The sequence below is a fragment of the Nostoc sp. C057 genome (assembly GCF_013393925.1).
GTDB lineage: Bacteria > Cyanobacteriota > Cyanobacteriia > Cyanobacteriales > Nostocaceae > Nostoc > Nostoc muscorum_A.
Genome location: NZ_CP040281.1, coordinates 2,413,739 through 2,436,118 on the forward strand (window position 1 = coordinate 2,413,739; position 22,380 = coordinate 2,436,118).

Below are 22,380 nucleotides of genomic sequence, written 5' to 3' on the forward strand. Positions count from 1 at the left end.
CACCTCTCCCTACCCCTTATAAGTCAGCTACGACTATAAATTAGGTTTGCGATCGCTCGAACTAATTTAGCTGGCTCCACAGGCTTGGTGATATGCTGCCCAAATCCGGCGGCGATTGCCTGTTGGTAATCAGCCTCACCAGCATAAGCTGTAAGAGCGATCGCTGGAATTGTCCCTCCTTGTTCTGGTGACATCGCTCTGATTTGACGCATCAACATATAGCCGTCTATTTCTGGCATTCCAATGTCGCTTAACAGCAGATTTGGTTGGAACTGAGGCATAGTTTGTAATGCTTCCACAGCCGATGCTGTCTGATTTACCACCGCGCCAGATTGCTCCAAAATGAAAGCAATTAACTCTCGCGTATCACGCTCATCATCCACAAGTAGAACTTTTACCCCATTTAGATTGGGTAAATCATCAGGTTGTATACGAATCTGGTGGCTATCTGGGTGAATCTTAATCGTTGGTAGTATGACTGTAAAAGTTGCTCCCTGTTCTTCGCCTAAACTTTCTGCCTTAACTGTGCCTCCATGTAGTTCGACGATATGGCGAACAATAGCTAATCCTAATCCCAATCCCCCGAATTTTCTCGTAGTTGCACCATCAGCTTGTCGGAAGTAGTCAAATACGAATGGTAAAAAATCTGGGCTAATTCCCTTACCTGTATCACTGACTCGAAGTTGAACCTGAGAACCAACAGACTGTAAACTAATTTCTACCTCTCCACCTTGCGGTGTAAACTTAATCGCATTGGAAAGTAAATTCCAGATAACTTGCTGCAATCGACCAGAATCACCAGTTACTAGGAATTTTGAATCGCACCTTTGGGATGCTGGAAGCGTAACTTGGATTTGGGAGTTAAAATCGATAGATTCTAAATTTCCGTGAGAATTTTCTAATCCAAAATCGTTCGCGTAGTGTTCCGCAGGAAAGTCTAAAATCGTAAATTGCAAATTGATAGATTTAGCTTGGGCGGCTAGACGCACAGTTTCTATTGCAGATGCGATCGCAATTTCCAGATTTACAGGAGCAATATTCAAACTCAGTTTACCTTGTAAAATGCGAGAGACATCCAGCAAATCTTCAATTAATTGAGTCTGAAGCTTGGCATTACGCTCAATGGTTTCGAGAGCGCGAGTGGTGGTTGCTTCATCATACTTTTTAGTTTGCAGTAACTTTGACCATCCCAAAATCGGGTTTAGCGGCGTGCGAAGTTCGTGGGAAAGAACCGCCAAAAATTCATCTTTAATCCGGTTAGCTTGGATCAATTCTTCTTTGCGTCGCTGTAACGAAGTCATTAACTCGGCGCGTTCCAAAGCAACCGCTATCTGATCGGAGGTTGCTTGTAGTAGAGCAATCTCCCCAGAGGTAAAGTGGGTACGGGTGCGACTGGCAAAGGAGAGGACACCAAGCAGCTTTCCCTGAGCAATTAACGGTTGACCGGCGTATGCTGTGATTTCCAAAGACTTGAGGATGTGGGAATTTGGATGAGTAGAGTTCAGCACATTGTTGACGACAATTTGACGGCGTTCTTGCGCTATTAGTCCGCACATCCCTTGATTAAATTCCAGGTATTCAATTGCTTGAAATACTTCATCAGTAATACCATTCCAAGCTACTAACCGAAGTTTCTGCTGATTTTCGTGTGTCTCAATTAGATAGTGGAAGTAAAAATGCAAATCCATTTGCGCCGAAAGTTTATTAAACAAACTGTTCATTAAATCCAACGGACGCTCGGTTGAAAGCAAATCACTGGTGGTTTCAGAGAGCAGTTTGAGTCTTTCACTGCGCTCTTGCAAAGCAAGTTCTGCAAGCTGGCGTTCACGAAGGATGCGTTCGCGTTCGGTGATGTCAACTGCAACCCCTCCTACTAGACGTTGCCCTGTCGCATTTGCAATGGGAAATTTATATACCAAAAATTCCCCTAGAGTGCCATCTGTGCGTGGGGCAGACTCGATGGTTTCAACAACCTGATTCGTTTGGGCAACTATTCGAATGTTATCAAGTAAGGGTTGAGCTATTTGGGCTGGATATAGGTCAAAAATGTTTTTATTAATCGCTTTTTTGGTTGCTACATCAAATATGGTCAGATAAGTTGGACTGAGGTAAAGTATACGCCCGTCTGCATTGGTAATCCATGCTGCGGCGGGAATATTGTCCATAAAAGCTTGAAATTGCTCTTGACTCTGACTCAGCGCTTTTTTAGCTTGCTTGAGGTCACTAATATCAAGAATAAATGCAACTGATTTCTGCCCAGATTCTCCTAAAAGAGAGTAGCCAACTACAACTGGGACAATAGAACCATCTTTGCGAATACATTCCTTCTCATAAGGTGTACAGGTTCCCTTTACTGTTGCCTCGGCAATAGCTAGTTCATCTAAATATTGATACTCAGGAGGCGTAATATCACTCCACCTTAACCTTCCTGCCTGAATATCTGCTTGGGTATAGCCCACAATTCTCAAGAATTCGTCATTGGCTTCAGTGATACTACCATTCACATCACCAAAGATAATGCCAACTATATTTGCTTTGACAAAACTCCTGAGTCGTTCTTCACTTTCTTGGACTGCTTTCTCTGCTTGTTTGCGTAAGCGAAGCTCGTCGTAGACATCGCTAATATCTGTAGTGCTGCCAACAATGCGTACTGGTTTTCCATCAGCATCCCGTTGCACCACTATTCCTTGATCCAGTACATAGACGTACTGGTTATCTTGGTTGCGAATGCGATACTCAGCAGTATAGCGATCGCTATTTGCCAGAGCGATCGCCGACTCCTCTTGTACGCGCTGCAAATCCTCTGGATGCACAAGTTCTCGCCACCAATTACCTGTTGGTTCTGCAATATCGAGAGAATAGCCCAAAATTCGGGTTAACCCATCGGTTCTTTCAACGGTATCCTGTTCTACATTCCAGTCATAAATAAGACAGTTAACCGCCGATGCTGCTAACTGAAAACGCTCGTTAGCTAACCTCAGACGTTCTTCCTTCTCCCGCAAGATTTGTTCGGCTTGTTTGCGTTCGCTCAAATCAACAACAAAGCCAATGACAGTTTCTTCGTTGTCTTCTACCAGGACAGAACCGAGCAAAACGCAAACTCTTGTGCCATCTTTGCAGATATATTCCTTCTCAAAGGGTTTACAGACTCCGGTTGTTCTCAGTTCTTCCACTGAACGCTCACTCAATAGAAGATACTCAGGTGGGGTAATTTCACGCCAGTTCATTTGGTTAGCAGACAAATCTTCTCGCGTATAGCCGACCATTTTTAGAAAAGCATCATTTGCTTCTATAATCGAACCGTTCTTAATATCAGTAACAATCATTCCAATGATGTTGGATTCTGCCAGTCTGCTAAACCGCATTTCGCTATTTTGCAACAATTTCAGGCTTGTCTCAGCCTTGCGTCTGGCAGTTCGCAACTCTGAAGAGAGGGCGGTAATTAAGAAGGATACTAGTGAGAATGTGGTTAATTGTACTAAAACGTTTAGGCTGAGAAAATCGAACGAGTAGACTGGCTCCAGCAAAAAATATAGCGCAGTTGTAACAGATAATGCGATCGCTAATACTCCAAGTATCATGCCGCCGTACCAGGCGCTGACTGCCACAGCAGCATAAAATAATGTAAATACGCTCGGATCAAAAACTGGTAGCAATAGTTGTGTCACCAGCAGCGCCGCTATGACTGCCAGAATCATCACGCCATAGGTTAGTAACCAAGAGCGGATCATCAAAAATTTTTCGGATACTTTCAGCATCATCTTAAGAGTCCTCCCGTTGCTCCGCTTTCAGGAGATACTCGTTCAGTAGTCTTTTGCCTGGTTCGCCCATCTTCTGTAACATTTCTTCAATCAGCTTTAGTGCCATCTGTGAAGGCACTGTAGATCCGTTCTCCCAGCGATTGACTGTTCGCAGGGAAACTCCCAACTTGGCTGCAAATTTTTCCTGAGAAAGATCCAGTTGCTGCCGAAGTTCACGGATTAAATCTGAAATTTTTAGTGGCTTTTTTAGTTCCATAATAGGAAGATTAGGACAAGTGTCTTGCCATCTGGCTCCAACTTGAGGAAGAATTTAAATAATCATTAGTTATTATCAATTTCATCTTTTGGCGAAACACCAATATCATTTATTAGTCTTAATTACTTGTTATTCACTGATTTAACTCCTCTGCCACAGTTCTGATGAATACTCACTGTTCTAAGGTTGTGCGACCTAAGAAGCTAACTATAAAATAAATATTAAATTTTCTTGCTGTGTGATGTCGAAATAGTATAATTCCCAAGCAATTTGATGATTTTCAAGCATTACGCATTCCTGCAAATTTATGGAACGTTAAATTGCTATGTTTCATACACAACTTAGTTTTTTACATTATAAATATTCTCTTGAGCGCAATAAGAGAATAGAGAAACTAACCGCATTAGCACAACGTCTTACAGAGGAAAGATAGTTATAAAGGGTTTGTGCCTTATACCAATTTTTTATGAAGCTGCATAGAATTCGATCCCCCCTAGCCCCCCTTATTAAGCAGGGTGGATTAATTGTCGAGAGAGAAAATATAACATGGAAGGATGATTCCTTGAGAAAAAGACCAAAACCAGAGGAAAGTTGGGAATGAATTTAATCGAAGCAATTCAAGGGGTTCCCGATTATAGACATGCCAGAGGGATTAGACATAGGCTTTGGATAATACTAACTATAGTTTTGTTAGGTAGTTGTACGGGATATTGGGGATACAAACCTTTAGCTGAGTTCACTAAAAATCATCGATTATCCCTAATCAAATTATTAGATTTATCTCCAGATATTCAATTTCCGTCAGCATCAACATTCAGAAATATTATGACTTCTATTGATTTTCAGATATTAGCTGAACTATTTAACATCTGGGCAGAGAATAGTTTGCCAATTAATTACAAAGAATTATTTGCCATTGATGGTAAATGTATTAAAAGTACTGTCACAGGAGGAAATAAATCTTATCAAAACTTTGTGAGTATCGTTTCAGTTTATAGTCATCAGCAAGGATGGGTAGTCAGACATCAAGCTATGGAGAATCACGAAAAAAGTGAGATTAGTGTGGTAGAAGAGCTAATTAAAACACTTTCTGGGCATCATATTGTGATTACAGCAGATGCACTACATTGCCAAAAAAAACTGTTGAGTTAATTATTGAGGGAGAAAATGACTACATTATTCCTATTAAAAAAAACCAGCCAAATCTACTGAAAGTAGCTACTGAGTTAGCTGAATCCTCAATCGCTATCGATACTAATTACCATGATGAAAATTTACATGGACGAAAGACTACTCGTCAAGTCAAAGTCTATCCAATTCCATTTGAGTCACTACCTGATTGGGTTGGTGCTAAAAGTTTAATAGAGGTTAACAGATATGGAACTCGACCTCAAGGAAAGAAAAGTCGTCGCCAGATTGTTGACTATCATGAACAACACTTTTATTTGAGTAGCTTAAATTGTTCAGCCTCAGAATTTGCTGAGGCTATTCGTGGTCATTGGTCAATCGAAAATCAGCTTCATTGGGTCAAGGATGTAACTTTAAATGAAGATAACTGTATTCATACTGGCGGTTTTTCACCAGCTAATTGGGCGATGGTCAGACAGTTTTTAGTTTCCCTGGCTCGTCAGTTAGACTCTCGGACTCTTCCCGAAGCGTTAAGGCTGATGGCTAAACAACTTCAAATGATTTTTGATGCCCTATTTAACCACTCCGACTCCTTTTGCCCAATGCCTGTGAGTCTAACGGTCGAGGGAGAAAACTTTTTCTCTCCCGACAATTAATCCACCCTGCCTAGCCCCCCTTATTAAGGGGGGAACCGGAAAAACATCTATCAAAGTCCCCCTTAAAAAGGGGGATTTAGGGGGATCAAGATATGTGCAACGTCACATTAAATTGGTATTAGTTCCGTGAATTTTTGAAAAATTGGGATGCTCCCAACGTAAGTAGGTAGGTGGGAAAATTTACAACTATGTAACGAAAGTTTAACCAGAGCCATTAGAGCCAAATTTAATACGTTTTGTACTGTGGTTGCCTTTTTCTCCCCTAGCTTTAACGCCATCAATCACCGCGTAAGCAAGGTCTAACTCATCATCAAATATTTGCCCACATAATTCATCTTTTTTCAGGTGCTGCCACTCCAATTCAATTGGATTCATCTCGGAGCAGTATGCAGGCAAAAAGAAGATGTACAAACCCATCTGTTCCCACTTTAACCATAGTTTTTGCACTTCAAGACATCGGTGTATCGGTCCGTTATCCTGCACAATTACCCTAGTGCGCCCGGTTTTTTGAGCTTCCGTCGCTTCAATTTCCATCATTTGAATGTAAGATTTACGACTAACACCACCAATAACTAGACCGTAAATAAAGCTGATTAAAGGTTGAAGAAACCCGATAATACTTAATCTCCGACCACGACGCTTGGTTTGCTCTAAGCGTTTTTGCTCACCTCTAAAGTAATAGGTGTAACCTGGTTCACTCCACACACAGAATCCTGATTCATCTAGATACTTTAGGTCTATTTCTCCGGTAGCTGCGGATAATTCCAACATATCTAGGTCTGCTTGTTTCTTCGCTCTGACTACGGGGTCTTGTTTTCTCTTGTGGCTCTTCTTGGCTCGCTTCCAATAGACCCCCTTTTTTTTGAGTACCCGTCTTAATCTGTCGGGACTCAATTTTATGTGGCGCTCGCTTTCTAATTTCCGGGAGAGTTGAAAACTATTGTATGTACGTGGTTCTTCTCTGAGGCATTTTTCCAACAATACTATGTCCTCCTCCTTCCACTTCGGTTTTCCTCCTCGACCTGGTAATTCCCAAAGCCCTTCTATACCTAACTTCTGCCATTTATGTAAGACTTCTCTTACTGTTTGAACACTCCAGTCAAAGTGAGCAGCTATTTTTTCTACGTACCAACCATGCGCGTTTAATCTGATTGCCTCTGCTCGATCTTTAACTTTCTGTGGTACATCCACAGTTCTCAGGTTTAACAGGGTTTGGTCTTGCTCACGCGTGAGGAATACCCTTAAGCGAGCGCCCATAACATTTGTTACCTCTGTAAGTACATTTTCCGTATTTATTTATCTTAATATAGTTGGGTTTTTTCCCACCCACCTACTTAATCACTGCTTGCTTATTTCAACAGGATAATTTTTCTAAAGCTCTTGTCAGTAGTGTTTGAGATGTCCTTAACCTGAGTCAGATACCAATGGGAAAACTATAAAGCTATAATGCACTTTTAATCAAATGTTTGCCTGAACTTTAACCGTTTTGATTAATCAACACTCCCAAAACCTCCTCGATACTCAACTGGAGAATGCACCAGGTGAAGGCTATATATTTAGCTGGTTTGATTGGTTTTGTCTTTGGTATCCTCCAGGCTGGCTAATTTTATTTAACCGCCATTGGCAGCACTATCATACCGATACAGACGGTTGGAATTGGCCCGAATATGGATTATTTTTAATTCCTGGCGGATTTTATCTAGCGATGCTGATTCGCTGGTTGCGTCTTGGTTTCCGTTCACCCCGAAAAGAACTTGGTGAATTTGATCCCAAATATCAACAAGCTTTTCGCAAAGAAGTTCTTGGCCCCATCGTCAAATACTATTTTCGGGGAGAATTAAAACAAGTCGAAAACTTGCCGCAAACAGGGCCATTGATTGTGGCAATGAATCACGCAGGGATGAGTTTCCCTTGGGATTTTTTGACTTTGGGTTATTTATTAAGTGAAGCTAGAGGATGGGTGGTACAACCCGTAGCAAGCCCAGCATTATTCGATCATCCTTGGGTTATTTGGTGGCTACCCCCTAAATGGTCGCAGGTTTTGGGTGGTGTGCGAGCCGAATTAGATGATTTTGAGGCAGCTATGGCCCAAGATAAAATCATCTTATATGCACCCGAAGGTATCCGTGGCCCTCTGAAAGGTTGGAAAAGACGCTATCAACTAGAAAAATTTGATGTGAGTTTTGTTAAGTTCAGCGATCGCTATCATATTCCTATTCTCCCATTAGTTTGCATCGGGAGTGAGTTTTTACATCCCTGGGCTGTTAATTTCCAGAAATTGCAACGACTAGTCAAATTACCATTCTTACCTGTATCGCCTTTGATGTTTGCCTTAATTCTGTTTCCTTCAATGGGAATTTGGGCAATGAGAACTCGCTTGCGTTACTATATTCAGCCTTTGGAACCAGCAGAATTACATAATTCAAACAAAGGGCGGACAGTAGCTTATCAGCAAGCACAACAATTACGAGAAAAACTGCAATTTAAAATTAATTCAGAGACTATTCATCGAGTAAGCAAATCTTAAGTAAGGTGTGTTATGGCTTTAGCCTAAGAGGATGTTTGAAAAGTGTTTGACTGTGATTTTAATTGCGTTGTTACCCCCCTTAGTCCCCCCTTGTAAAGGGAGGAAACAAGAAAAATCTGGTTCCCTCCCCTTTACAAGGGGAGGGTTAGGGAGGGGTAAAAAATATTTGATACATAAATCACAACTTTTAAAACATCCTCTAATGCACCGCTACATAAAACACCACTACAAAAGCTTTATTCTCAGTTATTGAAAGAAATTTAATACTATCGGTGGATTTAAGTCAATCTTTTAGAAGTAATTTACTTAATTATTAAATTGATTTTTCCATAATAAAATTTATTAGCTCTCGCTGTTGCAGCCTACACCTGTAACTACTGCAATAGTGCCACTGCAACCCCAACAGGAAAAAATCATCAGTGAACGGGAGCGTTTGATAACACAAGTAGAGCGCATCAATCAGATGGCGGGAGAGTTGGAAGCCGCGATATTGGAGTTGAAAGCGATCGCTAACACACTGAATAGTCAAAAACGTTACCCACTTTTGAAGAAGGAGCTAGGTAAACAAATTTGTCAGTATTTCGCAATTAGTGTCCCTTGGGTGAAACGAAAACCTGACGAATCATTTATTTTGACGACGCGAAAAGTTGATTTATTCCGAGCTGAAAGGGAAGCCGCACTGCTAGCACAGCAACTTCGTCAGCAAACCAAAAAAAGATTAGCATCGCAGCGACACAGAAAAAACAAGAATGGGGCGGAGACTGACACAAGACACTTTTGCAAAAAGGCATTAGTCAACAAATCTTAAAATTATCAACATTCAACGGCAGTTCACGCCTGGGGTTGTAACAGTTATGCTGATTGAAGTGGCAGAAGGAACTTCTTCGTTAAAATTGCTAAATACTACACTGCCATTGCTAATCGCCACCAACTATGGTTGCAATTAGGCAAAACTGCCCTAATATTTGCACTTCCGTAAACCAGAGTGCAACATCAGGGACAATCAATCAGCGCACAGAAGAGGTAAAAAGAAGGTGTTAAAGACACTTTTAGTAATTGCCGTTGGTTTTTTACCGTCCCTGATTTCTCTGTGGGCGATCCGCAAAACCCATGCGCGATCGCGCCTACGGATGAGGCAAGCAGCCATGAATTTTTCGGTAGTGCAGGGACGGCAAAACCTTAGACCGATTGACAGCGATCGCTATTATTTAGAAGGGGTAGGTTATCTAATTGGCGACATCAGCTGTAAATTTAATGCCCGTTCTGGTTATATGCGTTGTGCTGTTAATCCCGATGGCCCATGTAACGGTTGCCGTCACTACGAACCTAAAGGATTACCTGGTAGCGAAAAAGGGGTTTAAAAGTGCTTACTTAGGATTCAACTAAACTGATGGGGAATGATAAAATCATTACTAATTATAATAATTTGTATTTAGCAGCACTTTGAATATTTGTCTTTGCATGGTGAAATAAGAATGATTTAATAGAATTCGTGCAAAAGTATAAATCTGCGTCATTTTGTTTGTAGATTATGAACATTACTGTGAGCTTTTGCCGAATATCTAATAACTACATGATTATTTAACGATGAACAACGCGATCGCTCAGACAACAGCATTATTATCAACTTGCGCTTTGCTACTAACAGGCTGTGGTGGCGGTGGCTCTGTGACAAATACTCCAAATAGTAATCCAAATAACACTACCACTAACACCCCCCAGACAACGACTACATCGGGGGCGATTCCCATCGGTATTGCCTTAGCACAAACCAGCAACGTAGCATTACTTGGTCAAGAGGGATTTGTGGGAGCCAGAATTGCCGAAAAGTATTTCAATAGTAAAGGTGGTATTAATGGCACTCCGATTAAATTAATAGCCCAAGATACTAGCGGTGATGAAGCTGGAGCAATTAACGCTTTTCAAACTTTAATTAACAAGGATAAAGTTGTCGGTATCGTTGGCCCTACTTTGTCACAGCAAGCTTTTAGTGCTGACCCCATTGCCGAACGTGCTAAAGTTCCAGTTATTGGAGCATCAAATACCGCAAACGGAATTCCCGAAATTGGTGATTATGTAGCTCGTGTATCTGCACCTGTCTCTATAGTTGCCCCTAATTCGCTGAAAGCTGCACTAAAACAGAATCCTCAAATTAAAAAAGTGGCAGTTTTTTACGCCCAAAATGACGCATTTAACAAATCAGAAACAGAGATTTTTCAAAAAGCAGTTAAAGAACAAGGGCTAGAATTAGTAACAGTTCAAAAGTTTCAAACTACTGATACAGACTTTCAAGCCCAAGCTACCAATGCAATTAACTTAAAACCAGATTTAGTAATTATTTCGGGGCTAGCTGCTGATGGTGGTAACTTAGTGCGACAACTGCGAGAGTTGGGTTACAAAGGCATAATTATTGGTGGTAATGGTCTAAATACACCCAATGTTTTATCAGTCTGTAAAGCTCTTTGTGATGGTGTGCTGATTGCTCAAGCTTACAGCCCTGAATATCCTGGTGAGATTAATAAGGTATTTCGCCAAACCTATATTGAGCAATATAAGAAAGAACCAGCCCAATTTACTGGTCAATCTTTTGCGGCGGTGCAGGTGTATGTTGAAGCGCTTAAAGAGTTGGATAAAAAAACCAAAATCAGCACATTACCTCTTGATAAGTTGCGAACAGAATTGAACAAGCAAATACTAGCTGGAAAGTATAATACACCTTTAGGTGAAATTGCTTTTACACCAGTAGGGGATGTGATTCAAAAAGAATTTTACGTCGCCCAAATTAAGATGGATAAAGATGGGAACACTGGAAAATTCGTATTTATAAAATAGTTGCAACATGGATATCACTCTATTTCTGCAACAATTTTTGAACGGATTATCTATTGGTAGTATCTATGCAATTTTTGCATTGGGATATACCTTAGTTTATTCAATTCTGGGCATCATTAATTTAGCTCATGGCGCGATTTTTACCTTGGGTGCATATTTCACTTATGCCCTCATGGGTGGTAACTTTGGATTTAATGGCTTGCTAGCTAATGCAGCCTTGCCAATAAAATTGCCATTTGCTATAGCCTTAATCTTAGGAAGTACCTTGGCGGGATTGATTGGGGTAGTGATGGAACGGGTTGCTTTTCAACCTTTGCGCCGTCAAGGATCTGATCCCTTATTAACTGTTGTTTCCAGCTTGGGGGTAGCAGTGGTAATTGTGAACTTAATCCAGTATCTAGTAGGCGCAGAAAGTTACACATACCCCGCAGATACTTATGGTAATTTACCACCTTCGATTAATTTTGGTACTCCAGAAAAGGAAATTCCTATTCGCACTGTTCAGATAATAATTTTTGCTGTATCAGTTGCGATTGTAGCAATTATTACTTACTTTATCAATCGGACTAAGTATGGTAAAGCAATGCAGGCGATCGCAGAAGATCCAACTACAGCTAGTTTGTTAGGAATTAATAGCGATCGTTTTATCATCCTCACATTCTTCATCAGTAGTTTCTTAGCAGGATTAGCAGGAACCTTAGTCGCCTCTAGTGTTAGTATTGCTGGGCCATATTTCGGCATCGCTTTTGGGTTGCGGGGTTTAGCGGTAATTGTTTTAGGTGGTTTAGGTAGTATTCCCGGCGCAGTTTTAGGAGGATTACTCATTGGATTAGTTGAAGCTTTTGTGCCGGCAGAATATTCCGGTTACAAAGAAGCTGTAGCCTACGGAATATTATTTATCATGTTGTTAGTTAGACCCCAAGGCTTGCTAGGTCGTCGGTTTATTCAAAAAGTTTAAAGAGACGTAGCGCGATGAAAACATACACCAAACAAAAATTAACTTTCGATCAATTTTTGGAAGAGTGTCCAGAAGAAGGTTTATATGAATTTGTGGATGGAGAAATTGTAGAAGTGCGTGCAACTAGAAATCATGATGATGTCGCTGATTTTATATTGTTGAGTTTTAATGATGAAATTAAACGTCTAAATCTGAATTACGTAGTAAAAAACACAGCAGTTTTAAAAACCATAACTGCCAATGGAATCGAACAAGGACGCAAGCCTGATGTAAGTGTCATAGATAAAGATGTATGGCGCTCAAATCGTTCTGCTTATTCTGCACTTGAAGAACCCATCCAGCTAGTGATCGAAGTAACATCAACTAATTGGGAAGATGACTACATTGATAAATTAGATGAATATCAACGGTTAGGTATTACAGAATATTGGATTGTAGATTATTTGGCAATTGGTTCTAGAGAGTATTTGGGAAATCCCAAAGTTCCGACTGTGTTTGTTTTTTTATTAGATGCTGGGGGTAAATATCAACGCACATATTTTAGAGGTTCCGAACGAATTGTGTCATGCACTTTTCCTGAACTGGCGTTAACAGCAGAGCAAATATTAACAGCTTAATCAAAATATTTTACAATGGCTGAATTTTTCTCTACTTATGAATCACCAATAGTCTACATGGTATTGGAGGCTTTATTAGGATTATCGCTTTATTTACCACTGATGGCTGGACAATTATCTTTGGCTAGTCCTGGATTTTATGCTTTAGGTGGATATATTGCAGCAATCTTATCTACAAAAGTTTTTCCATCTAGTAATAATTTATTTCCCATTCCATTACTTTTATTAGAAATGTTAATTGCTGGTTTAATCTCCGGTATATTAGCTGTAATCGTGGGAATTCCGGCATTAAGGTTACGGGGAATTTATTTAGCGATCGCAACTATTGCTTTTGTAGAAGTATTGCGAGTTGTATCCTTAAATTTAGATATTACAGGCGGTGCTGTAGGAATTTTTGGTATTCCTCAACCATTCCAAAGCCAAATTGAATATTTGTGGATTGCTGTACCATTACTGTTAGTTAGTATGGTATTATTCTACCGTTTAGAACGTATTCGTACAGGTAGGGCATTCATTGCCATCCGCGAAGATGAATTAGCTGCCAGTGCAATGGGAATAAACCCCACCTACTACAAAGTTTTAGCCTTTACTCTCGGAGCAATGCTTGCCGGAATTGTAGGTGTAATCAGCGCTCATTTTCTCAATACCTGGAATGCTCGACAAGGTACTTTTGATGCTAGCATCACTTATTTGACGATTGTGTTAATTGGTGGTTCTAGAACTTTTTTAGGTTCGGTGGTAGGTGCGATTGTATTAAAAGTTTTATTAGAAATTGTTTTGCGAAGAATCGCCGATATACCAGGATTACCCAATTGGTTAGCCCAATTTTTACGAGATGGTAGATTAATTATTTATGGTATATTAATAGTCTTAGGAACTATATTTTTTCCCCAAGGATTTGTAACTCCAGATATTTTGAAAAAATGTAAAAAGCAATTGATAAAAGCAGCCGATTTGATTAAAGCCGCAGCGCAATGACAAATAACATTGTTTTAGAAGCCAAATCACTGACTCGCCGTTTTGGGGGTTTAGTGGCGGTAAATAATGTATCTTTTACAGTCAATCAACATGAGATTTTTGGACTGATTGGCCCTAACGGTGCTGGAAAAACAACACTGTTTAATTTGATTACAGCTTTTATTCCCCTTTCTAGTGGAGAGTTGCGCTATCAAGGTGCTAATATTTCCCAACTACGCCCCCATCAAATTGCAGGTTTAGGTATTGCTCGGACTTTTCAAAATATTCGCTTATTTGGTGAATTGTCAGCGCTAGAAAATGTAATAATTGCCCGACATTTAGATAATAAAAGTAATCTATTAACAGGAGTTTTGGGATTACCACCAGCGCGTCGGGAAGAGAAAAAAAGCAGGCGAAAAGCTTTACAATTATTAGAGATGGTGGGATTGAGCGATCGCGCTGACGAAAAAGCCAAAAACTTCGCTTATGGGGATCAGCGTCGCTTAGAAATTGCCCGCGCTTTAGCCCTAGAACCGCAAATCTTACTCCTCGACGAACCTGCGGCGGGGATGAATCCCAACGAAAAGCAGCAACTGAGTGAATTTATCCGTAGTCTGCGAGAACAGTTTAATTTGACAATTGTGCTGATTGAACACCATGTACCCTTGGTTATGGGTTTGTGCGATCGCATTGCCGTGTTAGATTTTGGACAGTTGATTGCTTTGGGTGAACCATCTATCGTTAGAAACGATCCAGCTGTAATTGAAGCTTATTTAGGAAATGAATGATAACTAACCAAAGAATTACAGAATCTGTTGCAATTCCTCAATAGTATTTGCAGTGACAATATTCCGTAAAATTGTTTTCAAACGCTCTAAATCCTGAATCTGGTTAATTTCTGGCATTAATTGTAAGCCGCGATCGCTAAATTTCAACTCTAAATTAATTTCAATCGCAGAAAGTATTCCTCGTAGTTCCCCGCTTGCTTTCCCGCGTTCTTCTCCACGCGCTTCCCCACGTGCTTCCCCTTCGCGCAAAATTTCTTGATACCAAGGTGACTCACGTAATACAGACATATCCCACCTCATGATTTCTTGAACGAGTGTATTCTCTAGAACAAACGTAGCAAAAAAAGCTAGAACTGTTTCAAGTTGGTTTAGTTGTTCATCAGCACGGGGAATTTGCAATGCTTCTCTAATAATAGATTCATTTTCACCACCTTTGAGAATGGGTACAAATGGCAGTAAGGATGGTAAGGGTTGTTGAAAAGCAATATTGACATCAATTTCCCACAGGTTAATTACTCGATAATCTTGGATTGCCCGTAATCCTGCAATATTTGATGTAAAGCTTGTGGGTATTTCGTTGTTACCAGTTTTAAGAATATTGATGAGAACGGGATATGTTGGTAAGTTATATTTTTCTTCTGCAAGTGCAGCATAAGCACGCATCCGACGTGGCATTTGGGATTTATAGCGTAATTGCAATTCGTTGAGAAGTAAAAATTCTCCATGTTGAGGACTACTAACACGGATTAAAACATCACTTTCCCGGCTAATCCACTGAAATTCACTATTTAGAATTTCTCCAGCAACAATATCAGGAATCTGCGTTACCCATCTCACCCAGTTATTGGGTGCGAGGCTGATTAATTTTTTGGTACTGACATCAGCAGGCTTCGTCATTAAGGTATAGATGCACTCAGTAAGTGAGATTTATGGTAACTATAAATTTAGCATTACACTCAAAAAATGCTTATCAAAGCGCATTAGTGAAATTTAAGCAGACAAAATTTTTATAAAATCTTCAAAAGAATTTACTGCGATACCTCCGGTAAGCTCCGCTAACGCACTATCCATTAAAATTTCTAATTGTTCTACATTTTTGCCCTCAAGCCTTACTTCTACCTCATGGGGAATTTCGCCAAAGCGTTGTTCCAATACTCGGATTAACTGCCGTCGCGCACCCTCTTGAATACCTCTTTGCTCAATCTCGTGATACCAAGGCGATTCTCGCAATATTGCCATATCCCACCTCATCATTTGTTGCACTAAAGGCGTTTCTAAAACAAAGCTAGCAAAAAATGCCAGTAATGATTCTAATTGGTTCAACTGTGCATCTGCTCGTAGTGCCTGTAATGCTCGTTGCACAACTGATACCTCTCCTCCCCCTTGCAGGATTGGCACAAAGGGTAACAACGATGGTAGTGGTTGCTGAAACACTATTTCAGCATCGATTTCCCACAAATTAATCACGCGATAATCTTGGATGGCACGTAATCCCAAAAATTCCTGTTCGTAGCTATTGACAATAGTTAAGGTGGATGGAGGCGGCAAAATATTGATCAGTACTGGATAAGTTGGCAATCGATAGCGTTCTTGTGCTAGGGCTGCATAGGCTCTCATCCGTAGAGGAATCTGTCTTGTGTAACGTAGTTGTAGTTCATTTAATACTAAAAAATCTCCGTGAGTAGGACTGTATGCCTTCACTAACACATCTGTTTCACGGCTAATCCACTGAAACTCAGAACCAAGAATTTCTTTCGCCACAACTTCAGGACGCTGTGTCACCCACTGTAACCATGCATCGGGAGCTAAATTAATTAGTCGTTTGCTACCAATATCTACTGCTTTTGCCACAGGACGCTTGATATCTTTATCAGTAATTAATAGTACATCATATAGATTGCAGTATTCTGGCATTGGTTTTTGGGGTCAAGCAAAAAGATTTTTAACCCACGGAGGTGGGTTTTATCTGTGTAGCCGCGACTGGAAGTCGCCAGGGCTTTTCTGCATCGCACTGTTTTCATAAATGTATGATTAATGTATGTTAGGTTTTGAATCAACATTTCTGTAAACCGCCGATGAAAGCCGATAGTAAACCAAATTATACAATTTTAGAAGTTCAAGAACTTGATGTAAATTATGGTGGTATCCAAGCTCTAAAAAAGATTAATTTGATTATTCAAAAAGGCGAGGTAGTTACTTTAATTGGTGCTAATGGTGCTGGTAAAACTACTACACTCCGTGCCATATCTAAAGTAGTTAATTCTAAGAGTGGCGTAATTTTATATAATGGACATAATATTACCCGCCGCCAAACTCACGAGGTTGTACAACTTGGTATCGCCCATTGTCCTGAAGGACGTAGAGTATTAGCGCGACAAACAGTATTTGATAATTTACTTTTGGGTGCTTATATTCGCTCCAATCAAGCCGAAATCAAAGCAGATATTCAGCGTCAATTTGAGCTATTTCCACGTTTGTCACAAAGACGCAATCAACTAGCAGGAACCCTCAGTGGTGGTGAGCAACAAATGTTAGCGATCGCACGGGCTGTCATGAGTAAACCACAACTCTTACTTTTAGACGAGCCTAGCTTAGGTTTAGCACCTGCGATTGTCCGGGAAATCTTCTCGATTATTGAAAATCTCCGTGCTACAGGCGTGACTATTTTATTAGTTGAACAAAACGCGAATTTGGCATTACAAATTGCCGATCGCGGTTATGTTTTAGAAGCTGGTTCTATTACTTTAACAGGTGCAGCATCAGAATTGATTAGTGATGAGCGAGTTAAAAAAGCTTATTTAGGGTAATTAATTAAATGAAATTTTTGGAGATACAAAAAGATGATAAAATCACTAACTAAAACCTTTACTTTAGAAGAATTTTTAAAGCTTCCAGAAACAAAGCCTAGCTCAGAATACATCAACGGTCAAATTATTCAAAAGCCAATGCCTCAAGGAAAACATAGTATTCTTCAGGGTGAACTAGTCAGTAATATCAATTCTGTAACCAAACCTCAAAAAATTGCCCTTGCATTTCCAGAATTGCGATGTACTTTTGGCGGACGTTCAATTGTCCCTGATATAGCTGTGTTTGCTTGGGAACGGATTTTATTAGACGAGCGTGGAGAAGTGGCAAATGTCTTTAAGACATCTCCAGACTGGACGATTGAGATTCTTTCACCCGATCAAAGCCAGACTAAAGTAACTGGAAATATTCTACATTGTTTAAAACATGGTAGTCGCTTCGGTTGGCTAATTGATCCAGATGAGCATTCTGTTTTAGTTTATCCACCAAAGCAGCAACCAGAACTTTTACAAGAAGAACAAGAAATATTACCAGTTCCAGATTTAGTGAACGGCTTTCAATTAACTGTAGGGCAATTATTTGGATGGTTAAAGTTATAAGCAATTGTAGAAATTCATATTTATCTTAATCTTATTGGATTTGTGAGAATTGCAACCCAGAGATCCCCGACTTCTTAAAGAAGTCGGGGATTTTGTTTCTGCGCGTTTGATTCAGGATTGCTATACCAATTGTGATGAATAAAACTACACTAACGCCGCTTATAACTTTTCCAAATAATTTATATTATTAATAATTATTACGATTTTTGTCTTATATTAATATTTGCAGCCCTCCTTGCAGATATCTATATATTTGTTTAGCGGCGAATTCTATTCACCGGAATCATTAAACCTATGAGTCAAATAGTCTGGATAGCAAGACACGCTAACCGCCTCGATTTCGTAAACCCCGATTGGTTTCTCACCGCCGAACGACGCTACGATCCACCTTTGTCTGATGATGGGATGGTACAGGCACAGCAGTTAGCTAGACGATTGAAAAAAGAAAATATTGGTCATATTTTTGCTTCCCCTTTCCTGCGAACCGTACAAACGGCAAACGCAGTTGCAGAATTGCTCAACTTGCCGATTAAATTGGAAACAGGTTTGAGTGAATGGCTAAATCCAGCTTGGATGACAGAAGAACCCGAAAGACTTTCAGCTCCAGCATTAGCAAAATTATTCCCCAGAATTGACACCAGCTATACCTCGCGCATCGCCGCCAAATATCCTGAAACTCACGAAAAAGTGCGAGAACGTTCTGGGCAAACTGCCAGATGTTTAGCTACTGAGTTCTTCCCAGAGGATATCCTGCTAGTGGCACACGGTGCATCTGTGTTGGGGGGAGCAATGGGGCTGGTGGGGGAAATTGCCAAAACAGAAGTCAAGGCTTCTTTATGTTCATTGGTAAAAGTGGTACGAGAAGAGCCAGAATGGTTATTAGAACTAACGGGAGATACTTCCCATTTAACCCACATAGAAGAAGTTATTCGATTTGCTTAAACCTCTGATAGAGATTTGTGTTCATAGGTTCTGCTAGGTTGGGTATATCCTACAAATAAAGTCATTAATCCGCAAATAAGTTCTATGACATTGTTACTAGCAGGAGACATCGGCGGTACGAAAACTATTCTGCGATTGGTTGAAACATCAGATTCACCAGCTTTACATACTATTTATCAGGAAAGTTATCACAGTGCTGATTTTCCCGATTTAGTACCCATAGTGCAGCAGTTTTTAATCAAAGCTAATACACCAATACCAGAAAAGGCTTGTTTTGCGATCGCAGGGCCTATTGTCAAAAATACTGCCAAACTTACCAATTTAGCCTGGTACCTAGATACCGAACGTTTAGAAGAAGAATTGGGTATCCCACATATTTCTTTGATTAACGACTTCGCCGCCGTTGGCTATGGCATTTCAGGTTTACAAAAACAAGACTTGCACCCGTTGCAAGTTGGGAAACCTCAACCCGAAACCCCGATTGGAATTATTGGTGCTGGTACTGGTTTAGGGCAAGGATTTTTAATTAAGCAGGGAAACAACTATCAAGTTTTTCCTTCAGAAGGTGGACACGCTGACTTCGCGCCTCGGAACGAAATCGAGTTTCAACTGTTGAGATACCTGTTGGGTAAACATGATATCCAGCGCGTTTCTGTGGAACGGGTGGTTTCTGGAATGGGAATTGTGGCGATTTACCAATTTTTGCGCGATCGCAAATTTGCCACCGAATCACCAGAGATCGCTCAAATCGTCAGAACTTGGGAACAAGAAGCGGGACAGGAAGAGAAAAGCGTCGATCCTGGTGCTGCTATTGGTACAGCCGCACTGGAAGGTAGCGATCGCCTTTCCGAACAAACCTTGCAATTATTTATAGAAGCTTATGGTGCAGAAGCCGGCAATCTCGCCCTTAAACTCCTACCTTATGGTGGCTTATACATTGCTGGTGGGATTGCTCCCAAAATTCTCCCCTTAATTCAAAATAGCGGTTTCTTGTTAAACTTCACCCAAAAAGGCAGAATGCGCCCCCTCCTCGAAGAAATACCTGTGTATATTATCCTCAACCCGCAAGTGGGGCTAATAGGTGCTGCTTTATGTGCTGCTAGGTTATAACAGCTAGCATCATCAGTGAGATTAGCATCTCAAAAGGTAAAACTTATGACAGTTAAAAGTCTGTTGCCATTAATCGCCGCCACCTTTATCTGTGGTGGTTCTATTCTCGTGGAAGCGCGTCAACCTAAACCTCCGGTGGTTGTTGTCAAACCAGCCGTCCCTAAAATCGTGCAGCCACAATGGAAGGTATACACCGCTCCAGATGGTCGCTTTACTATTTTGATGCCGGGAAGACCCAACAGAAATACTGAATACCAAAAAACTTATATGGGGGAAATTGCCTTAGAAATATTTGCCGCACAACCCCCAAAACAGGAAGTAGCATACATAGTTGTTTACAATGATTTTCCTTATAGTTATGGTAAAATAACTGACCCACAAGCTGTACTGAATAATGCACGAGATATGGCTTTAAAGACTACGAAAAGCAATTTAATTAGTCAAAGAAATATTCGTAGTTATAATAATCATCCTGGCAAAGAAATTGAGTACATCAATTCTGGAGGAAAAATCACTAGAAGTAGAATGTATGTTGCCGAAGGAAGGTTATATCAAGTAATGGCAATAACTACAAAAAAACAGCAGAAAACATTAGCTAAAACTATTACTGGGTATTTAAATTCCTTCAATTTAGTTTTGAAAAAGTGAATTGAAGAAGAATTCAGAAGTCAGAATTCAGAAGTCAGAATAAAGACGCGACGCTCGGTCCTCTCTACGAGACACTGTGCGAACGCTAACGCTGCGCTATTCATTCTGAATTCTCACTCCTGACTCCTGAATTCTGTTTCGATAAAAAATCTTGGATTTTTGCTAATAAGATTTTTCCATTGATTCCTAAGTTCTGCTCTATTTTAATTATTTAATTTTTTTAGCTCATTTTATACAATTTATACGCTACTCAACCGCTTACTCAAACATGATTTCTAACGCTAGGATGTCATGATAAAAATTGTTAGCAAAATTACACGCAACCAAGTGAAATAAATGGCTGATATTAATGATCGTGCCGTTAACGCTGGTTCTTTTAGCACCCTAGTTGATGCAATCAAGGCTGCCAATCTCATAGATACTCTCAAAGGGGTTGACTCGTTTATCGCCTCTGCATCTACAGATCAAGCATTCGCAAAGCTTCCAGCCGGTACTATAGAGACATTGCTTGAAAATATTAATAAGATCCAGGAACTCCTGACGTATCACGTCGTTTCCGGTAAGGTGATGCCCATAAAGCCGATTGAAGGTTCAAGTTTTAAAATGGACCCTTTCAATAGTTTCAATGCAGATTATAATTCACAGGCTCAAAATCCGATGCTGCTGATGATAACTGTGTCATCCACATCATTGTTGATTCCTCGGTGAATAAATATATAGATAGATAGGGAATAACATCTGTGAGTTAGAAACTATTTATAGTCACTATCTCATTACTATAGGAATCCGGTTTGATTTCTGAAAATATACTTAATGCCGTGGCACAGCTAAAATACAATACAGTTCAGATAAGACCAAAACACTTGTAGAGACGGCGATTTATCGCGTCTCGAAAACCCAAAATTTTTGCCAGTAGCCCTTAACCCAAGCGTATTGAGCTAAAATAGTGCAATCGAAAAATTTCTAAATAATTTGACATTTTATATATAAATATTTCTGAAGTTTTGGTTATCCTATACTTCCTTGAAGTATAAGCTAATTCAGAAATTTGAATAACTTTATATATTTTTTTAATTGATAATAAAATCATATTTTTATGTTAAACCTCGTCTACCTTGAGAAGCGTATTTTTGTAGGTTGGGTGCAGCGATCGCGTAACCCAACATAAATAAGCTGTTACGCAAATAAGATTGCACATCAACTGGTGAGGTTGTCCTTTTTCAATTGTCCTTGGTAAACACAAATGACTAATGACTAATGACTAATGACGGTCTACACGGAAAATATTGAAATATGTAGGCGCGTTAGCTTATATCTTTTAAAAAACTCTAGGTTTCAACATAGATGAGGTTTAGTACTTGAGTCCAATAACGCAAATCTAAGAATAGAGATAATTTAGCCAGTTGTATAACTACAATTTTCTAAGCGTTGCTGATTAGATATATGAATCTTGGTGTAGAGACGTTGCAATGCAACGTCTCTACAGAGGTTTTGAAATCATGCAAAATTATTTTCATATCTGAATTCAGCAACGCCACTTTCTAAATACAAAATATATATTTGGATGATATCTATGTAATGCAACTATGATTTGAAATCAAGCAAATGATTAGCAAGTAGCCCTATAAAATCTACTTAAGTATTACAAACAAATGTTTGAATTTATGTATTGTCAAAAGATTGAAATGTATAAGCTCAGTGTATAACGTTTGAGTTTGACACAAAAATTTAAAAACTTGAGAGCATACTCTGGGATTTTGTATAACTTTAAAAGAGTAAAATGCTATTATCACAAC

17 protein-coding genes and 3 pseudogenes are annotated in these 22,380 nt (G+C 39.8%); 15 read left to right on the forward strand and 5 right to left on the reverse strand.

Features of this window, described 5'->3' with window-relative positions; all coding sequences use genetic code 11:
• Positions 1 to 23: 23 nt before the first annotated feature.
• Together FD724_RS10610 and FD724_RS10615 are read right to left on the reverse strand one after the other, a co-directional pair.
• Entirely contained in the window at positions 24 to 3,761 is a 3,738-nt protein-coding gene (locus FD724_RS10610; RefSeq protein ID WP_179072596.1) for a PAS domain S-box protein, read from the reverse strand.
• A gap of 1 nt (position 3,762) precedes the next feature.
• The gene (locus FD724_RS10615; RefSeq protein ID WP_114082362.1) at positions 3,763 to 4,017 is read right to left on the reverse strand and encodes a DNA-binding transcriptional regulator; all 255 of its coding nucleotides are present in this window, start codon (positions 4,015 to 4,017) and stop codon (positions 3,763 to 3,765) included.
• Between the two features lie 597 nt (positions 4,018 to 4,614).
• Between FD724_RS10615 and FD724_RS42020 the strand changes: the two are divergent.
• A pseudogene (locus FD724_RS42020) lies at positions 4,615 to 5,801 on the forward strand (ISAs1 family transposase).
• Between the two features lie 342 nt (positions 5,802 to 6,143).
• Here FD724_RS42020 and FD724_RS10630 read toward each other — a convergent pair.
• Positions 6,144 to 7,058 (reverse strand): annotated as a pseudogene (locus FD724_RS10630) (IS630 family transposase); the annotation flags it as partial.
• 229 nt (positions 7,059 to 7,287) lie between these two features.
• Here FD724_RS10630 and FD724_RS10635 point away from each other — a divergent pair.
• From FD724_RS10635 to FD724_RS10670, 8 genes are all read left to right on the forward strand, one after another.
• The gene (locus FD724_RS10635; protein WP_179072600.1) at positions 7,288 to 8,328 is read left to right on the forward strand and encodes a 1-acyl-sn-glycerol-3-phosphate acyltransferase; all 1,041 of its coding nucleotides are present in this window, start codon (positions 7,288 to 7,290) and stop codon (positions 8,326 to 8,328) included.
• A 385-nt stretch (positions 8,329 to 8,713) separates the two neighbouring features.
• Entirely contained in the window at positions 8,714 to 9,136 is a 423-nt protein-coding gene (locus FD724_RS10640; protein ID WP_256874521.1) for a hypothetical protein, read from the forward strand.
• 226 nt (positions 9,137 to 9,362) lie between these two features.
• Entirely contained in the window at positions 9,363 to 9,689 is a 327-nt protein-coding gene (locus FD724_RS10645) for a DUF6464 family protein (RefSeq protein ID WP_179072601.1), read from the forward strand.
• 226 nt (positions 9,690 to 9,915) lie between these two features.
• Complete coding sequence (locus FD724_RS10650; protein WP_179072602.1) at positions 9,916 to 11,160, forward strand: ABC transporter substrate-binding protein; 1,245 nt, start codon at positions 9,916 to 9,918, stop codon at positions 11,158 to 11,160.
• 7 nt (positions 11,161 to 11,167) lie between these two features.
• Positions 11,168 to 12,118, forward strand: a complete 951-nt coding sequence (locus tag FD724_RS10655) for a branched-chain amino acid ABC transporter permease (protein WP_163927698.1) — start codon at positions 11,168 to 11,170, stop codon at positions 12,116 to 12,118.
• A gap of 14 nt (positions 12,119 to 12,132) precedes the next feature.
• Entirely contained in the window at positions 12,133 to 12,735 is a 603-nt protein-coding gene (locus tag FD724_RS10660; RefSeq protein WP_179072603.1) for a Uma2 family endonuclease, read from the forward strand.
• 15 nt (positions 12,736 to 12,750) lie between these two features.
• Positions 12,751 to 13,713, forward strand: coding sequence for a branched-chain amino acid ABC transporter permease (locus tag FD724_RS10665; protein ID WP_179072604.1), 963 nt, complete (start codon positions 12,751 to 12,753; stop codon positions 13,711 to 13,713).
• Positions 13,710 to 14,480, forward strand: coding sequence for an ABC transporter ATP-binding protein (locus FD724_RS10670; protein ID WP_163927702.1), 771 nt, complete (start codon positions 13,710 to 13,712; stop codon positions 14,478 to 14,480). The genes FD724_RS10665 and FD724_RS10670 overlap by 4 nt, the downstream gene beginning before the upstream one ends.
• Positions 14,481 to 14,495: 15 nt before the next feature.
• On the opposite strand, the gene FD724_RS10675 is transcribed toward FD724_RS10670, so the two are convergent.
• Together FD724_RS10675 and FD724_RS10680 are read right to left on the reverse strand one after the other, a co-directional pair.
• Complete coding sequence (locus tag FD724_RS10675; protein WP_179072605.1) at positions 14,496 to 15,377, reverse strand: Rpn family recombination-promoting nuclease/putative transposase; 882 nt, start codon at positions 15,375 to 15,377, stop codon at positions 14,496 to 14,498.
• 93 nt (positions 15,378 to 15,470) lie between these two features.
• A complete protein-coding gene (locus tag FD724_RS10680) occupies positions 15,471 to 16,331 on the reverse strand; it encodes a DUF4351 domain-containing protein (protein WP_179075474.1) in 861 nt (286 codons plus the stop codon).
• Positions 16,332 to 16,555: 224 nt separating this feature from the next.
• Between FD724_RS10680 and FD724_RS10685 the strand changes: the two genes are divergently transcribed.
• The 6 genes and pseudogenes from FD724_RS10685 (at position 16,556) to FD724_RS10710 (ending at position 21,312) form a co-directional block, all read left to right on the forward strand.
• Positions 16,556 to 17,287: an ABC transporter ATP-binding protein gene (locus tag FD724_RS10685; protein WP_179072606.1), complete on the forward strand. Its 732-nt coding sequence runs from the start codon at positions 16,556 to 16,558 to the stop codon at positions 17,285 to 17,287.
• Positions 17,288 to 17,320: 33 nt separating this feature from the next.
• Entirely contained in the window at positions 17,321 to 17,884 is a 564-nt protein-coding gene (locus FD724_RS10690; protein WP_179072607.1) for a Uma2 family endonuclease, read from the forward strand.
• 294 nt (positions 17,885 to 18,178) lie between these two features.
• Positions 18,179 to 18,826 carry a histidine phosphatase family protein gene (locus FD724_RS10695; RefSeq protein WP_179072608.1) on the forward strand — a complete coding sequence of 216 codons (648 nt, stop codon included), beginning with the start codon at positions 18,179 to 18,181 and terminating at the stop codon, positions 18,824 to 18,826.
• Between the two features lie 84 nt (positions 18,827 to 18,910).
• Entirely contained in the window at positions 18,911 to 19,936 is a 1,026-nt protein-coding gene (locus FD724_RS10700) for a glucokinase (protein ID WP_179072609.1), read from the forward strand.
• A gap of 45 nt (positions 19,937 to 19,981) precedes the next feature.
• The gene (locus tag FD724_RS10705) at positions 19,982 to 20,584 is read left to right on the forward strand and encodes a hypothetical protein (protein WP_179072610.1); all 603 of its coding nucleotides are present in this window, start codon (positions 19,982 to 19,984) and stop codon (positions 20,582 to 20,584) included.
• 336 nt (positions 20,585 to 20,920) lie between these two features.
• Positions 20,921 to 21,312 (forward strand): annotated as a pseudogene (locus FD724_RS10710) (fasciclin domain-containing protein).
• Positions 21,313 to 22,380 lie beyond the last annotated feature (1,068 nt).

What these genes read in the sequence shown, in the direction of transcription:
- FD724_RS10610 (WP_179072596.1), bottom strand. Translation starts at nt 3,761, where the DNA reads ATGATGCTGAAAGTATCCGAAAAATTTTTGATGATCCGCTCTTGGTTA.
- FD724_RS10615 (WP_114082362.1), bottom strand. Translation starts at nt 4,017, where the DNA reads ATGGAACTAAAAAAGCCACTAAAAATTTCAGATTTAATCCGTGAACTT.
- FD724_RS10650 (WP_179072602.1), top strand. Translation starts at nt 9,916, where the DNA reads ATGAACAACGCGATCGCTCAGACAACAGCATTATTATCAACTTGCGCT.
- FD724_RS10655 (WP_163927698.1), top strand. Translation starts at nt 11,168, where the DNA reads ATGGATATCACTCTATTTCTGCAACAATTTTTGAACGGATTATCTATT.
- FD724_RS10660 (WP_179072603.1), top strand. Translation starts at nt 12,133, where the DNA reads ATGAAAACATACACCAAACAAAAATTAACTTTCGATCAATTTTTGGAA.
- FD724_RS10665 (WP_179072604.1), top strand. Translation starts at nt 12,751, where the DNA reads ATGGCTGAATTTTTCTCTACTTATGAATCACCAATAGTCTACATGGTA.
- FD724_RS10670 (WP_163927702.1), top strand. Translation starts at nt 13,710, where the DNA reads ATGACAAATAACATTGTTTTAGAAGCCAAATCACTGACTCGCCGTTTT.
- FD724_RS10675 (WP_179072605.1), bottom strand. Translation starts at nt 15,377, where the DNA reads ATGACGAAGCCTGCTGATGTCAGTACCAAAAAATTAATCAGCCTCGCA.
- FD724_RS10685 (WP_179072606.1), top strand. Translation starts at nt 16,556, where the DNA reads ATGAAAGCCGATAGTAAACCAAATTATACAATTTTAGAAGTTCAAGAA.
- FD724_RS10690 (WP_179072607.1), top strand. Translation starts at nt 17,321, where the DNA reads ATGATAAAATCACTAACTAAAACCTTTACTTTAGAAGAATTTTTAAAG.
- FD724_RS10695 (WP_179072608.1), top strand. Translation starts at nt 18,179, where the DNA reads ATGAGTCAAATAGTCTGGATAGCAAGACACGCTAACCGCCTCGATTTC.
- FD724_RS10700 (WP_179072609.1), top strand. Translation starts at nt 18,911, where the DNA reads ATGACATTGTTACTAGCAGGAGACATCGGCGGTACGAAAACTATTCTG.
- FD724_RS10705 (WP_179072610.1), top strand. Translation starts at nt 19,982, where the DNA reads ATGACAGTTAAAAGTCTGTTGCCATTAATCGCCGCCACCTTTATCTGT.